Origin of the sequence: Maricaulis sp. D1M11, from assembly GCF_047308265.1 — a bacterium.
Lineage (GTDB): Bacteria > Pseudomonadota > Alphaproteobacteria > Caulobacterales > Maricaulaceae > Maricaulis.
In genome coordinates this window covers 658,429-672,471 of record NZ_JBKQWY010000001.1, presented here as the reverse complement: position 1 = coordinate 672,471, position 14,043 = coordinate 658,429, and the positions used below count along the sequence as shown (strand labels likewise).

The 14,043-nt window shown below is 59.8% G+C and carries 12 protein-coding genes and 1 tRNA gene; 7 read left to right on the top strand and 6 right to left on the bottom strand.

The genetic code is table 11. The features are described 5' to 3' along the window. Positions 1-95: 95 nt before the first annotated feature. Complete coding sequence (locus RMQ97_RS03225) at positions 96-1,064, bottom strand: KpsF/GutQ family sugar-phosphate isomerase (protein ID WP_413659391.1); 969 nt, start codon at positions 1,062-1,064, stop codon at positions 96-98. A gap of 229 nt (positions 1,065-1,293) precedes the next feature. Between RMQ97_RS03225 and gpmA the strand changes: the two genes are divergently transcribed. The 3 genes from gpmA to RMQ97_RS03210 all read left to right on the top strand — a co-directional run bounded on the left by gpmA (position 1,294) and on the right by RMQ97_RS03210 (position 4,047). After that, the gene (gene gpmA, locus RMQ97_RS03220; RefSeq protein WP_413659390.1) at positions 1,294-2,031 is read left to right on the top strand and encodes a 2,3-diphosphoglycerate-dependent phosphoglycerate mutase; all 738 of its coding nucleotides are present in this window, start codon (positions 1,294-1,296) and stop codon (positions 2,029-2,031) included. Beyond that, positions 2,028-2,657 (top strand): bifunctional diaminohydroxyphosphoribosylaminopyrimidine deaminase/5-amino-6-(5-phosphoribosylamino)uracil reductase RibD, encoded by a 630-nt coding sequence (gene ribD, locus RMQ97_RS03215; RefSeq protein WP_413659389.1) that lies wholly within the window; start codon positions 2,028-2,030, stop codon positions 2,655-2,657. Before gpmA ends, ribD begins: the two co-directional genes overlap by 4 nt. 88 nt (positions 2,658-2,745) lie before the next feature. Next, positions 2,746-4,047, top strand: a complete 1,302-nt coding sequence (locus RMQ97_RS03210; protein ID WP_413659388.1) for a pentapeptide repeat-containing protein — start codon at positions 2,746-2,748, stop codon at positions 4,045-4,047. 123 nt (positions 4,048-4,170) lie between these two features. Here RMQ97_RS03210 and RMQ97_RS03205 read toward each other — a convergent pair whose 3' ends face one another. Next, positions 4,171-4,647 (bottom strand): Hsp20 family protein, encoded by a 477-nt coding sequence (locus RMQ97_RS03205; protein WP_413659387.1) that lies wholly within the window; start codon positions 4,645-4,647, stop codon positions 4,171-4,173. Between the two features lie 228 nt (positions 4,648-4,875). On the opposite strand from RMQ97_RS03205, the gene RMQ97_RS03200 reads away from it, so the two are divergent. Continuing rightward, entirely contained in the window at positions 4,876-5,832 is a 957-nt protein-coding gene (locus tag RMQ97_RS03200; RefSeq protein ID WP_413659386.1) for a class I SAM-dependent methyltransferase, read from the top strand. A gap of 77 nt (positions 5,833-5,909) precedes the next feature. Here the strand turns inward: RMQ97_RS03200 and hisN are convergent, their stop codons facing one another. The 3 genes from hisN to RMQ97_RS03185 all read right to left on the bottom strand — a co-directional run bounded on the left by hisN (position 5,910) and on the right by RMQ97_RS03185 (position 8,257). Then, positions 5,910-6,707: a histidinol-phosphatase gene (gene hisN, locus RMQ97_RS03195; protein ID WP_413659385.1), complete on the bottom strand. Its 798-nt coding sequence runs from the start codon at positions 6,705-6,707 to the stop codon at positions 5,910-5,912. Between the two features lie 101 nt (positions 6,708-6,808). Beyond that, complete coding sequence (locus RMQ97_RS03190) at positions 6,809-7,201, bottom strand: helix-turn-helix domain-containing protein (RefSeq protein ID WP_413659384.1); 393 nt, start codon at positions 7,199-7,201, stop codon at positions 6,809-6,811. A gap of 117 nt (positions 7,202-7,318) precedes the next feature. Beyond that, positions 7,319-8,257, bottom strand: a complete 939-nt coding sequence (locus RMQ97_RS03185) for an N-formylglutamate amidohydrolase (protein ID WP_413659383.1) — start codon at positions 8,255-8,257, stop codon at positions 7,319-7,321. A 116-nt stretch (positions 8,258-8,373) separates the two neighbouring features. Here RMQ97_RS03185 and cpdR point away from each other — a divergent pair, with 116 nt between their 5' ends. Beyond that, positions 8,374-8,739: a cell cycle two-component system response regulator CpdR gene (gene cpdR, locus RMQ97_RS03180; RefSeq protein ID WP_413659382.1), complete on the top strand. Its 366-nt coding sequence runs from the start codon at positions 8,374-8,376 to the stop codon at positions 8,737-8,739. Between the two features lie 226 nt (positions 8,740-8,965). Here cpdR and RMQ97_RS03175 read toward each other — a convergent pair whose 3' ends face one another. Further along, positions 8,966-12,253 (bottom strand): TonB-dependent receptor domain-containing protein, encoded by a 3,288-nt coding sequence (locus RMQ97_RS03175; protein ID WP_413659381.1) that lies wholly within the window; start codon positions 12,251-12,253, stop codon positions 8,966-8,968. Positions 12,254-12,675: 422 nt separating this feature from the next. On the opposite strand from RMQ97_RS03175, the gene RMQ97_RS03170 reads away from it, so the two are divergent. Then, a tRNA-Val gene (locus RMQ97_RS03170) sits at positions 12,676-12,750 on the top strand. A gap of 205 nt (positions 12,751-12,955) precedes the next feature. After that, on the top strand, positions 12,956-14,041 hold the full coding sequence (locus RMQ97_RS03165; protein ID WP_413659380.1) for a P-loop NTPase: 1,086 nt from the start codon (positions 12,956-12,958) through the stop codon (positions 14,039-14,041). The last annotated feature ends 2 nt before the right edge of the window (positions 14,042-14,043 follow it).

The following is a 14,043-nucleotide window of genomic DNA, read 5'->3' as shown; positions in this document are numbered from 1 at the left end:
CGGATCAAATTCCTGATACCCGGCGATCGATCAATGCCTTGATGCCCAGATGAGTTTGCCCGCTCAACCACCGAAAGCCAAATCACCTTTCGGATTTATTTCAATCCGACCCGAAGCAAATCATGCATGTGCAAAATGCCTACGGGTTCCCCCCCATCATTAACAGCGAAAAGTTGCATTATCTTGATGCTACCCGCTGTCATCAGTCTCAATGCATCAGCGGCCAGGGCATCAGCAGATATGGTTTTCGGTGCAGCCGTCATTACATCGCGCGCCGCGCGGGTCATCAGTTCCTGCCCCATATGACGACGAAGATCGCCATCCGTGATCATGCCCACCAGGACACCACGATCATCGAGCACGCCAACGCAACCAAAACTCTTCGCGCTCATGACCAAAAGCACATCCGCCATGGGTGTTGCCTCACCCGTCAGCGGCAGGGCGTCACCGGAATGCATGACATCCTGAACCGAGGCCAGCGCCGCGCCCAGAGCTCCCCCGGGATGGAAGACCTTGAAATCGCCGGCTGTAAATCCGCGCTCCTCCAGCAAGGCTACGGCCAGCGCATCCCCCATCGCCATCATCAACGTGGTCGAGGTCGTCGGTGCACGGGTTTCCCCGCACGCTTCCGGCGCATCGGGAACCAGGAGCCGGAAATCACCGGCCCGACCCAGCACACTGTCGCCCCGCGCTGTCATGGCAATCAGCGGGGTCGCGAAACGACGACAATAGGCAATCACATCGCCCAATTCCTTGGTCTCGCCGGATTTTGACAGAGCCAACACCACATCATTGCCTGTGATCATGCCCAGATCACCATGACTGGCCTCGGTGGGGTGGACGTAATAGGCAGGCGTGCCCGTCGAGGCGAGCGTCGCGGCGATCTTGCGCGCCACATGCCCGGACTTGCCAACGCCGGTGCAGATCAGACGCCCCGTCATCTCCCGCACGGCATTGACCGATGCGGTAAAATCCGCCCCGATGGACTCGAGCAACAGCCCCAAACCCTGTTGTTCAATCTCGATCACACGCCGAGCCGATGCGATGGGGTCAAAGTCTGTCATTCTGGGTCCTGTCAAACCTGTTCATCCGGGAAAGCTCGCCGGTTTAGCAGAGAGCCACTCCGCACCAAATGAAAAGCCTCAGCCACCCCTTGAATGAGAGCGCTAACCTGCCATTTTTATTGGTGTGACACGCATATTCGATCACTTCCCGGCTTGCCGCAACCCGGAGGCCGGGCTATCGGTCGGCCCTCATCTCACAGGATGACACCGCAGAAATCGGGAGCCTGACATGCCGCAACTCGTCCTCATTCGCCACGGTCAGAGTGAATGGAACCGCCAGAACCGTTTCACCGGCTGGGTCGATGTGGACCTGACGGAGGACGGGGTTGCCGAAGCCCGGCGGGCCGGCGAGCTGCTCAGCGACACCGATTTCAAACCGGACCTGGCCTTTGTCTCCGTGCTTAAACGGGCCATCCGCACCCTAAATTTCACGCTGGAAGGTCTCGATCGCCTCTGGGTACCCGTCACCAAGAGCTGGCGCCTGAACGAGCGCCACTATGGCGGCCTGACCGGTTTGAACAAGGCTGAAACCACCGAGAAACACGGGGCTGACCAGGTGAAGATCTGGCGGCGCTCGTTCGACATCCCGCCGCCGCTGCTCGATGCTGATCACGAATATCATCCCAGCCAGGACAGCCGCTATGCTGATATTCCGGCACAGGACCTGCCCGGCGCGGAAAGCCTCAAATCGACTCTGGACCGGGTCCAGCCCTATTGGGAAGCTGAGATCCGCCCGGCTTTGGCAGACGGCCAGAACGTATTGATCGCCGCCCACGGCAATTCGCTCCGCGCGCTCGTCAAACTCCTCTTCGAGGTCAATGACACCGATATTATCGGTGTCGAGATTCCAACCGGCAATCCGCTTCTTGTGGAGCTGACCGACGATACGCTGGTTCCGGTCAGCGCACGTTATCTCGATGCGGACCGGGCCCAACCTCTGCCTGCGGTGAAACAGGCAGCCGCTTGACGGACGCGACCCACAAGACCGATCTCCTCTACATGGACCTGGCACTGGCCTGGGCCCGGTCGCAGCTTGGCCATACGGCTCCCAACCCATCTGTCGGATGTGTTCTGGTAAAGGCCGGCAAGGTCCTCGCATGCGGCGCGACCCGGCCTGGCGGGCGCCCCCATGCCGAACGTGTCGCCCTGGCCCGGGCCGGTGAGGCCGCCCGCGGAGCGACCGCCTATGTCACGCTTGAGCCATGTAATCATCATGGGGTGACTTCTCCGTGCAGCGAAGCCCTGCTGGAGGCAGGCATTGTCCGTGTTGTGATCGGCTGCCGGGATCCTCACGCTGGCACCAATGGCGCAGGCATAGCGCGTCTGCAGGCCGGAGGTGTCGAGATCGTCGAACAGGTCAGAACAGCCGATGCCATCGCGTCCAATGCCGGCTTTTTCCATCGCCTGCAAACCGGCCACCCGCTGGTCGGACAGGCCGGTCGGATGCGCGCGCCCGAGGCGGTTCTGCCGCTTGATGACCAACGCCCGGCTGAAGTGATCTTGGAACATTTCGGAGAACTCGGGATCAACCGTCTGGCAGTGCCTCATGACCATTCGCGCCTTGACGCACTGTTGAAACTACAGCGCCCATAGAAAATCAGGCACTTGCGTACAGATCGCGTTAACCGTCGCGCGCTATATTTGCTCGGCTGATCTAGGCTCGACCGGATACTCACTCGCGATGACAATGCGCAAAATCGAATATGTGACACTGACCCAGTCTCAGGTGGACACCATGTGTGAACGCCATGAGCGCCTGTGGTCGGGTCGCAGCGGCGGTGCGCGCGCCTGTTTTGCCTATACCATCCTCGAAGGTCTGAGCCTGGCGGGGCGGGACTTGTCGGACGCGGATTTTTCCGGCGCTGTCCTGCGCGGTGCCAATCTCTCCGGAGCCACGCTCAACAGCTCAATCTTATTTGCTGCCGATCTGCGCCGCGCCAATCTGGAGGGCGCCTCGCTGCGCCGGGCTGATCTGCGTGGAAGCATTATGCGAGGCGCCAATCTCACCGGCTGCGACCTCACCGAAGCGGATATGCGTGAAGGCGCCATTGCCCAGGTCGACAAGGAGAAGGGTCTCACCGTTCTCAAACACGCCACCCAGGCCCATGATGCCGGACAGGCCAATTTCACCGGGGCCAATCTCTCTCGGTCCAAAATGGCCGGCGCCGCGGCCCAGTCCGCGGATTTCACCGATGCCATGCTGCTCGGCGCCCGTATGATCCGCGCCAATCTTCGTGCAGCGAGCTTTCAGGGCGCCAATCTGGAAGGGGCCGATTTGTCAGGGTCGGACCTCACCGATGCGGATATGAGCGATGCTGTGCTGGTCGGGACAAAACTCCTGCAAGCCAAGACCCAGGGGCTGAACACAGAAGGCGCGCTGACCAGCGATCCCGTGGGCAAGACACCGGACGAACTTGAAACACCTGTCCAGGACCAGATCCGCAAGCATGTCTTGTGGTGCGAAACCGATGGACGCGAGGGTAAGCCATCGATTTTTGACGGCACGGACCTGCGCTCCTTGAATTCCCTGGCAGGTAAAACCCTGACGGCCTTCCACGCGCGCGGTGCCACGCTGTACGGCCTCGACATGGAAGGCGCGCAATTGCAAGGCGCGCGTCTGGAACGCGCCGATCTGCGCATGGTGTGTCTGCGAGGCGCTGATCTACGGGGTGCAGACCTGACCGGTGCCAATCTGAACAATGCCGACCTGCGCGATTGCCAGTTCGGCCCCCTGCTTCTGGACCAGAACCGGGTTCTGCCGGCCTCGCTGGCAGGCTGCAAGGCCCGCTATGCGGACCTGCGCGGTGCTGATCTGCGACAGGCCAAGGTCACAGGCGCGGACCTGTCTTACGCCCGTCTGGAAGGAGCCAAGGTGCGCAAGGCCCTGTTCTCCGGATCCTGTTTCTCGGGAACGTCCACGGATTCCGATTTCCGGGACGAGGCCGCGGCCACGGACGGCGTTGTGGATTTCGACGCGGCCTGATGGCGTCGTCCGGATCCTCCAAACCATTCACTAAAGTCGTTCCAAATGAAAAGGGTGGCGCCAATGGCACCACCCTTCCCAGAGGAGACAAATCGGGGGTCAGTCTAAACAGCCCGGGTCGGGTCAGGCTGCTTCGGTTTTTCCGCCCTTGATGAGCTTTGCGGTCGGCGTTTCGCCATCGGTTCCGATGTGAATGCGTTTGGGCTTCACAGCCTCGGGCAGTTCACGGACCAGGGACACACGCAGGAGACCATTGCGAAGATCGGCTGCGGTGACTTCCACATGATCTGCCAAATGGAAGCGCCGCTCGAACGCACGCTCGGCAATTCCGCGATGGAGATAGCGGCGGGCCTCAGCCTCATCACGTGGCGCGATCCGTCCGGAGATCGTCAGCACGTTCTGCTGGACCTCGACAGTCAGATCATCCTCGCCAAAACCGGCCACGGCCAGCTCGATCAGGTAAGCGTCTTCATCGACATGTTGAATATTGTAGGGGGGATAACCTTGGGACTCGGCCTTAGAGGCGCTGTCCATCATGTCGGCGAGACGGTCGAATCCCACAATCGAGCGATACAGGGGGGTGAAATCTACGGTTCTCATTCTGTCTATCCTTTCGAAGCGATAGCGTTTTGAATGGTGCCGACCCGAGTGGGTCGCGCGACGGTTCGGCTCTGCCCGTACATATCGTCCCGGCCAGACCCTCGGGCCCCGTTCGGCGACCCGTACCGATCAGATGGGGAGCGATTGCCTCCGGTGCAAGGGGAATGATTGAAACCCGCCTCAACCTTGGCTAGGACTGTTGACCAAACCTCATGGGGAGAGTTCGAAATGCTGACGTCACGCTTGGCCATCCTGGCCGCTACGGGGCTGGCTGTTGCCTGCTCACCGGCTACTGAAACCGAGGCTCCGGCCTCAGACGAGCCTGCCGCGGAAACATCCGTCGATACGTCCACGGACACGATGGAGGCTCCGGCCGAAACCGAGACGACTGCCTCCAATGCTGAGATCGCGACCGTTCTGGCAGGAGACTGGCGCACCGAAGCCGCGACCCGGGACAATTGGCGCAATCCGGCTGAAACCCTGGCCTTCTTTGAGGTCGACCCGGCCTCCACCGTGATCGAGATCTGGCCGGGCGGCGGCTGGTATGCCGATGTCCTCGCACCGTGGACGGCAGCCAATGGCGGCACTTATATCGCAGCCCACTTCGAGGCTGATACCGAAAGCGAATATCGTCGCAATTCGCGCACGCGCTTCATCGAGAACCGGGCGGACACGGCGCTGTATGGCGAGATCGTGATGGCTGAATTCGGTGAGACCACCGGTGAACTGGTCGAGGCGGGCACTGCCGATGCCGTCCTCTCTTTCCGCAATGTGCATAACTGGATGATGGGCGGCTGGGCCGACAAGGCCTTCGCGGATTTCTACACCGCACTGAAGCCGGGCGGCGTTCTGGGTGTTGTCGAACACCGTCTGCCGGAAACCCGTGAACAGGATCCGCGCGCCGGATCCGGTTATGTCCACCAGGCCTATGTCATCTCAATGGCCGAAGATGCCGGGTTTGAGCTGGTCAGCGCGTCCGAGATCAATGCCAATCCCGCTGACACGGCCGACCACCCGTTTGGCGTCTGGACCCTTCCGCCGGTCCGTGTCTCCGCCAATCGCGGCGAAGAGCCGGCTGAGGATTTTGATCGTGAGGCCTATGATGCCATCGGCGAAAGCGACCGCATGACGCTGTTGTTCCGCAAGCCCGTCGAGACCCCTGAGGCTGAGGCTGACGCCGAATAAACTCGCGTAGTCACCGCATGAAAGCCGACCGTTCCCTTCGGTCGGCTTTTTTGTGTCTCATTGACTGTCGTACCTCGTCAGACGGCCGCATCGGCGAGATGTTCCAGGATCTCAGCGTGCAAGGCCGCGCTCGCAGCCGCAACCACCTGGCCACCGTCTGCGGCGGAGCCACCGCGCCAGTCCGTGATCACCCCGCCCGACGCGCGAACAATGGGGATCAGGGCCTGGATATCAAACGGTTTCAACCCGCTTTCAATCACAGCATCCAGACCGCCCAGAGCGAGCATGGAATAGGCGTAGGCGTCCAGACCGTAGCGGCACAGACGACAGTGTGCCCGAACCCGTTCGAACGCCGAAATCTCTGCACCCTCGAAAAGCCCGGGATCAGTTGTAGAGATATAGGCCATGTCCAGCTGGGTCGTCTTGCGGCTGCGCAACACGCTTTGATCGGCATCGCGCCGCCACAGCCCGCCCAGGCTGGACCCACTGAAGCGCTCTCGCGTGAAGGGCTGGTCGGCCACACCCAAAACGGGCTCGTGATCGACAGACAGGGCAATCAGAACCATCCAGCTGGGCAGGCCGGTGATAAAGGCCCGCGTGCCGTCAATGGGATCAAGGACCCAGTTGCGCCCATTCCGGGAGGGGCGCGACGCAAACTCTTCGCCGATCACCCCATCATCGGGCCGTTCCTCTTCCAGGATCTGTCGCATCACCGTTTCGCTGGCCCTGTCGGCCTGGGTGACCGGATCGAAACCGTCACTCAGCTTATTGGTGACATCGAGACCATTGCGAAAGAAAGGTTGGATGGCGGTCCGGGCCGCATCGGCCAATCGGTGCGCCAGGATGAGATCGTCGTTGAGAGCATAGCCAGACATGACAACGCGCCTAGCATGACCACGGCGGTCGTGCCAGACGCGTTTATCAAGACCTGCAGCCGGGAGGCTGTCAGGTCTCAGCGGTCCCCCGACCGAAACTATCAGGCCGCATCATTGGCCGGTTCTTCCGGCTGAAGGGATTTGGCCAGTTCGAGCAGGCGTTTACGCGGGCGCTCACCCAATCGGTAATAGGCCCGGATCAGATCGACGGTTTCCTTCTGGGACAGAATATCCGCCGCCAGCGCGCCTTCCTCATCCACATTGTCCGTATCGCGTCGCGACAGGCCTTCGTAAAAATACTGAACCGGCACGTCGAGCGACTCGGCCAGCTCAAAGAGCCGGCTGGCGCTGACACGATTGGCGCCACACTCATATTTCTGGATCTGCTGGAAACGGATACCGACCGATTCCGCCAGTTGCTGTTGGGTCAGGCCCAGCAAACGCCGCCGACGGCGGAGCCGCTTGCCCACATGAAGATCAATTTCATTCGTCATAACTACTCGCCGCCAATTTTCGCGTTTCAAAGTGCGCCGCTTTGAGACGCACACCCTTGAAGGGAGCAAAGCGCGTGCCGGGCGAAGGCATCATCCAGTCTTCGCTGGATAAGGGCATTAATATGACGACAGGTGTTGAGTCCAATCAAATTGGCAAAAGTCTTTGATGAAATTAGGGAATTCATCGCAGAATCGAGTTGCGACCGAACGCATTACGACCTGGTTTTCGTCCAGATACAGCCCCCGGTTTATCTCCAGCTGCAAGACATGGACGCCCTGGTCGGGACGACCATAGGCCTCGGTGGTGTGTCCACCGGCATAGGGAGTGTTCCGAACTGTAACGAACTCGCGCGCTCGCAGCAGGGTTTCACAGGCCGAAACAAGCTCTGGCGAACAGGATTGCCCGTGTCGATCCCCGAGCACGAAATCCAGCCCCCTGGCCGACCGCGACGGCATGGAGTGTACATCGAGCAGGATCACGAAACCGAACCGGTTCTTGAGACGCTCCAATTCTTGCGTCAGCGTGTCGTGATAGGGCGTATAGTATTGGGCGATCCGCCGTTCGACCTCCGAAAAGCGAAGACGGGAACGGTAAAGCGGCCGACCATCAGCGGCGATACGCGGCACCACACCCAGACCGGACAGGGCGCGTGGACTTTGTGTATCTACATAATCGGGCAGACGTTCCCGGAACATGTCCGGATCAAGCTCCCACCGCGCCCGGTTTACATCCACAAACACCCGCGGGAACAGCGCGGACACGGTCATCGCGCCCCAGTCGGGAGCCGTTTCGATAAGCTGATCCACATAGGCGTCTTCTGAACGCCGAAGGAGCAAGTGCGGCTGCATGGTCTGGTCACACAGCTCCGGCTCGTAGTGTCTGCCGGAATGTGGTGAACTCAGCAGCACCGGCACCTCATCACAGCGCGCCGGATGCACTTCGACCACATCGGCGATCCGATAGGCCGAGCCATGCCGCCCCCCCGCCTCACACGGAGCAGTGGCCGAATTGTCTTGGGACCCGGCTGAGATTGGCTTATTCTGAGAAGAGGTCATGTTTTGACAGTGATCAGCTGCACTCACCCGGTCAAGGCAACAGGCCTGTTCAGTCCGCTTTTACCTTGGCCTGTTATACCGGTGCCAAATGAGTTCGATTGAGGTGGAACGAAAACATGGCAAAAATTCTCCTGGCCGAAGACGATGATTCGATGCGCGATTTCCTCGCCAAGGCGCTGAAACGTGCTGGACATGACGTCACAGTCTGCTCGGATGGTGAAGAGGGTCTGGACGCTGTCGGAGAGGAACCCGCGCGTTATGACCTGTTGCTGACCGATATTGTCATGCCGGGTGTGGATGGTATCGAGCTAGCGCGACGCGCCGCTGAAGTCGATCCGGCCCTCAAGATCATGTTCATTACAGGCTTTGCCGCGGTCGCCCTGAACCCCGGGTCCGGCGCACCCACCAATGCGAAGGTGTTGTCCAAACCCTTCCATCTGCGCGAACTGGTGGATGAAGTCGCCAAGGTCATGGCGGCCTAGTCTGCAAGACATTCGGTACTCTCAGGTACGCGCTCGCTGGCTCAGCGGGCGCGTTTTTCATGGAGCATGCTCCACCTTGTCCTGGAAAGTTTGACACCACCCGTCTTCGGTCGGTGCACGCCATACGATGTCACCGCGTCGGGGTGACCCTTGTTCCATCCCTCGGCCCAAAAGAAATGGGCCCGCTCAACGAGCGGGCCCATCCCTAAATCGGAAGACCGATATCTTAGTGGCGGATATTCACGCCAACGAAGAAGCGACGACCCCAGAAGTCGAAGTTGTCAGCGGTCGTCGTACCCAGCCACGGAGCCGGCTCGGCATCAAAGGCGTTCACAACACCCGCACGCAGGGTGAGATCATCGGTCGGCAGATAGCGAACCGTGAAGTCGTGCTGGCTGAAGTCGCCGGTGGTCGTGTATTTGAATTCACGGCCATCCGGGTTTTGACGCCAGTCGTCTTCGTCGATGATCTCTTGCGAGGACTGCCAGTCCCAATCCCACGCGAGGATCAGGTCTTCACGCGGCTGCCACGAAACGGTGGACAGGAAGCGCACGTGAGCTTCACCCGTGGAACTATCGTTCGCAGTCTCTTCACCCGGCACAGCGATGTTGGTGAAGGAGTTGTTCTCGATGAGATAGGTGCCACGCAGTGTCCAGTCGAAATCGCCGAGACGATCGGTTTCAAATCCGTAGGTGGAGGTGAAATCGATACCGCGGGTTTCCAGACCAGCATAGTTCAGGGAACCCTGAATGAAGGTGTGGATACCATAAGCCGGCTGCTGCGAGATCACCGGCACAGCCGTACGCTCGAAGGTCGAACATGCGCCCGGGTTCACAGAACCAACATTACCGCTTGCCAGACCCACACACTGGTTCAGAGCCTGCTGGATCGACACCGACGCGATGACGTTGTCGATTTCGATGTCGAAATAGTCAGCCGTGAAGGTGAAGGCCGGCAGCCAGCGCGGCGTCACAGCCACACCGAAGGTATAGGAGGTCGACTCTTCCGGTTCCAGGTTCGGGTTACCCTGGTTAAAGCCCGGGATACCGGAGGTGTAGTCGATTTCCGTACCCGTACCGACGGTATCGGTACCCGGGTCATAACCCGTCGGCAGCGTTGCGACACAGTTGGCACGCAGAGCGGCACGATCAGCGGCGTCGGACAGGCCGCGGATGAACGCAGCATCACACGGATCGTTCAGACCGTTACCAAAGGTTTGGACCGCCGGACGGAAGTTTTCGCCCAGGTTCGGGATCCGAGTCGCTTCACCATAGGTCGCGCGGAAGAAGATATCTTCCGTCGGACGCAGAGAGGCCTGCAGGCTGAGCGTGTCGACTTCACCCACAGTGGTGTAGTCAGACCAACGGTAGGCACCGGAGATCTCAGCGCTATCCATCCACAGCTGGTTGTCCAGCAGCGGCACGCGAACTTCGGTGAAGACTTCGTTGGTTTCGTACGATGCCTGCGGGAAGTCCGGACCCGTGTTCAGGAAGAGGTTACGACCCGCAGTATCGCGGTCACGACCCGTGCCCTGAGTTTCTTCACGACGATATTCATAACCCAGAGCCACACCGATGGCGCCTGCGCCCCAGAAATCCCAGGTTTCGGCAGAACCGAAGGCCAGGAAATTCCGCTGGTGATTTTCGTCGGTCACTTCGATCGAAGCCAGGAGGTATTCTTCCTGTTCTGCGGTCAGACCTGTGCGGCCGCCACCGCCTGTTGCTTCCGGATGGTTCGCATCAGCGCGGAAGTCGGTACCGAAGATATTGATAGGCGTACAATCTTCGATCGCAGCACGGGCAAACGCGTCGTCCGGCAGATCACCCGGAGCCGTGTCACGCGTGATGCGACAAACGACATTGCCACTGCCGTCCAGAACAGCGTCCGCTGCATACTGGAAGCGCGTGATGTCCACACCCGTTTCCAGGTTGGAGTTGCTCATCTCACCATAGGTGTAGCTGACTTCCCACGAGATGTCGTGCAGGAAGCCGAAGTCCGGTGCCACACCGTCAGCGCCAATCACGAACCGGTTCAGGTCACGATTATTGAGCTGCGAGCGAGACGGACCGAACATGCCCAGATAGGCACGACGATCAGCAACAGTACCGATCGGCTGACTTGGCGACGTGGCCGTCGGTGCGCCGTAGATGGTACGCTCGTGGTTATTGATCAGATCGGCCAGGCCGCTTTGCAGGGCATAGGCGTTATCGGTGTAGTCCAGGTAGAAGGAGTTACCCGTGTAGAAGGAACCGACATCCCACAGGGTCAGCTGCCAGAAGGTCGGCTGGCCGGTGTCGAAGGTTTCTTCTTCAACGTGTTTCGCTTCGGCAAAGACGTTGATGTAGGAGTTCAGCTCAAAGTTCAGGCCGGCCTGGAAGCGGGTTGCCTCGGAACGCGGAATACGCGAACCCTGACCGAATTCCGTACCGGAGTTCAGGCCGTCACCACCCACGCTGATACGACGGGACAGGCCATTGCCGTCCTGCAGTGTGCCAAAGTCGTAGGGCCGCGGCGTGCCGTCAGCGTTGAACGCATAGACATTGCCCGTGTCGGCACGAACCGGACGACATGCGGACGGAATGAAACCAAACGGAACCGTACAGTTGGAGAACGGAGAATCCGGATCATTCGTGGCGCTACCCGGAGCACCACCTGCAAGAACCAGCAGACCACCGCGAGCGAAGAAGGCATCACGACGACCATAGGTCAGGATGCTGTCAAAATCGCCATCGGACGGATTTGCGGCCGTGTCGCTGTCATTGCCGATCAGGCCCGGAGACGCGCGACGCCAGTCAATATCGAAATCGAGAACTTCTTCCGTGTCCTGATACTCACCGAACACGTAGACGTTCAGGCGATCATCCATGAGGTTCTCACCCCAGATGGCCGACAGACGTGTGTTGGTCTGACCGTCCTGGTTGATCTGCGACAGTGTGGCGTCGACTTCGATGCCTTCAAAATCATCACGTAGGATGAAGTTGACCACACCGGAGACAGCATCAGCACCATAAACAGCGGACTGACCACCGGTGATGACTTCAACGCTTTCGATCAGCAGCGACGGAATGGTGTCGACGTCAACAGCCAGGGAGCCCGGGCTGGAACCGACGTGGCGACGACCGTCGACCAGTGTCAGCGTACGGTTGGAACCGAGTTGACGCAGGTTGAGGAGTGACAGGCCACCGTCGTTCAGGTTGGAACCGGTGGTGTCTTCCGGAACGACCGAGCCTTGCAGCGCCGGAACGTCAGCGAGGAAGTCAACCACGTTCGGCTCACCGGACATGACAATGTCGTCGGCGGAGAGCTGGATCAGCGGCGTCGGTGCATTGGTAGCCGAACGAGCGATCCGCGAACCGGTGATCACAATGCGATCTTCGGTTTCAGCTTGCTCTTCTTGCTGAGGAACCTGCTGGACGTCCTGCGCGTAGGCCGGCGCAATGCCAAGGCCGACGACAGCGAAGCCAGCGAGCATGGTCGAGCGCAGCAGGCGCTCTTTCTCGATAAGTGCTTTCACGATGTACCCCGTTTTTGTCTGGTATGCACTCACGCCCGAATCCCGACCCCGAACGAAAGTGCACTAGGCAGGAATGCTCCCTGCCATGCCTACTATGAAGATTGGCTTACCGTATCGACAAGCGTCCTCCACCTTAAAAACAGGTTTTTGAACCTTGCTGTTGCAAAATAGTCATATGGCGTGACATCGCAATCGCGAGAAGTTTCATGAACTCACTTACAATGCCTTGTAATTTAATATGAATTTAGCGCAACGCACACAGACCCGATATGCAACCATTTTGCCGACTTACCACAACATTACAGTCCCTCCATCTTGCACTGCACAAAACCTCGACAAACTGCGATCCGACATGAAATCGCCGCAGCGGGTGCTTGCCTCGATAAAAAAGGGAGGCTAAGAACCCCGCTCCCAGCACGGATGGGCGATTAGCTCAGCGGGAGAGCACTTCGTTGACATCGAAGGGGTCACTGGTTCAATCCCAGTATCGCCCACCATCCAATTTTCTTGATCCGCGTTACACTCAGCCGCCAGGGCGCTCACGCCTGTTCGTTCCGGACCTTGTAACCCCACGCCCTTAACATACAGCTCGATGCAGCCGCTCCCTTTCGCATCGCGCTCGTCCAGACTATGTCGTCAGACAAGGTTTAAACCGTTGGATCACGCTTTGATCCGCACGGAATGGCACGTATGGAGGCCCGCATGGATCAACGTCTGAAATCCGCCCTGACCCAGGTCACGGAGCAACAATCGGGACGTGACATTCTCTCGGCAGGCCGCGTGGATGGTGCCCAGATCACCGGAGATGCGGCGACGATCGTTCTGACACCGCCAGTCGCTGGCAAACCGGACCTTGATCGCCTCCAGCCTGAGATCGAAACCGCAGTGGGGTCAATCGACGGGATCGAACGCGTGCGTGTCATCATGACGGCCCACAAGGATTCCGGCGGACAGGCCCGTCAAAAACCAGCCCCCACGCCCCGTGACACCGCTCCGAAACCGGCGCGGCTGATCATCGCCGTGGCGTCGGGCAAGGGCGGCGTGGGCAAATCCACCGTCACCGCCAATCTCGCCGTCGCCCTGGCCCGTCAGGGCCTGAAAGTCGGCCTGATGGATGCGGATGTCTATGGCCCTTCGGTCCCGCGCCTGTTTGGTGCAACAGATGTTGAAGGCCTGCGCAAGACCGATGCCGGTGTTCAACCCGTGACGGCGCATGGCGTGAAACTGGTCTCCATGGGCTTTGTCGTAAAACCAGGCGCACCGATCGTTTGGCGCGGTCCGATGGTTCAAGGCGCCATTCGCCAGTTCATGATGGATACGGATTGGGGCCAGCCCGATGTGATCCTCATCGACATGCCACCGGGTACGGGTGATGCCCAGCTTGCACTGGCCCAGGACCTGCCTGTGGATGGCGCCGTCATCGTCTCAACACCCCAGGACCTGGCCCTTGATGATGCCCGCAAGGCGATGGCGCTGTTCAACCAGACCCATGTGCCCATTCTGGGACTGGTGGAGAATATGGCGATGTTCATCTGCCCCAATTGCGGCGAGGGCACCTATATCTTCGGACATGGGGGAACCCGCGCGGAAGCCGAAGCCCTGGGACTGCCCTTCCTGGGCGAAATCCCGCTTCACCCCGATCTGCGCAAACGCTCGGATGCGGGGGAGCCCGCAGCCCTGATGGATGATCCGGTGGGGCGTGCCTTTGCCGAGGCGGCAAGGGCGGCGCTGACGGAGGCTGAACAGGCCCGCAAGCCCGCGCCGATCATTGCCTTTTCCGAGGACTAGAC

Bases quoted from the DNA above. Each gene is read 5' to 3' on its own strand.
- RMQ97_RS03210 (WP_413659388.1), top strand. From the start codon at position 2,746: ATGACAATGCGCAAAATCGAATATGTGACACTGACCCAGTCTCAGGTG.
- RMQ97_RS03190 (WP_413659384.1), bottom strand. From the start codon at position 7,201: ATGACGAATGAAATTGATCTTCATGTGGGCAAGCGGCTCCGCCGTCGG.
- RMQ97_RS03165 (WP_413659380.1), top strand. From the start codon at position 12,956: ATGGATCAACGTCTGAAATCCGCCCTGACCCAGGTCACGGAGCAACAA.
- hisN (WP_413659385.1), bottom strand. From the start codon at position 6,707: ATGTCTGGCTATGCTCTCAACGACGATCTCATCCTGGCGCACCGATTG.
- cpdR (WP_413659382.1), top strand. From the start codon at position 8,374: ATGGCAAAAATTCTCCTGGCCGAAGACGATGATTCGATGCGCGATTTC.
- RMQ97_RS03185 (WP_413659383.1), bottom strand. From the start codon at position 8,257: ATGACCTCTTCTCAGAATAAGCCAATCTCAGCCGGGTCCCAAGACAAT.
- RMQ97_RS03200 (WP_413659386.1), top strand. From the start codon at position 4,876: ATGCTGACGTCACGCTTGGCCATCCTGGCCGCTACGGGGCTGGCTGTT.
- gpmA (WP_413659390.1), top strand. From the start codon at position 1,294: ATGCCGCAACTCGTCCTCATTCGCCACGGTCAGAGTGAATGGAACCGC.
- RMQ97_RS03225 (WP_413659391.1), bottom strand. From the start codon at position 1,064: ATGACAGACTTTGACCCCATCGCATCGGCTCGGCGTGTGATCGAGATT.
- RMQ97_RS03205 (WP_413659387.1), bottom strand. From the start codon at position 4,647: ATGAGAACCGTAGATTTCACCCCCCTGTATCGCTCGATTGTGGGATTC.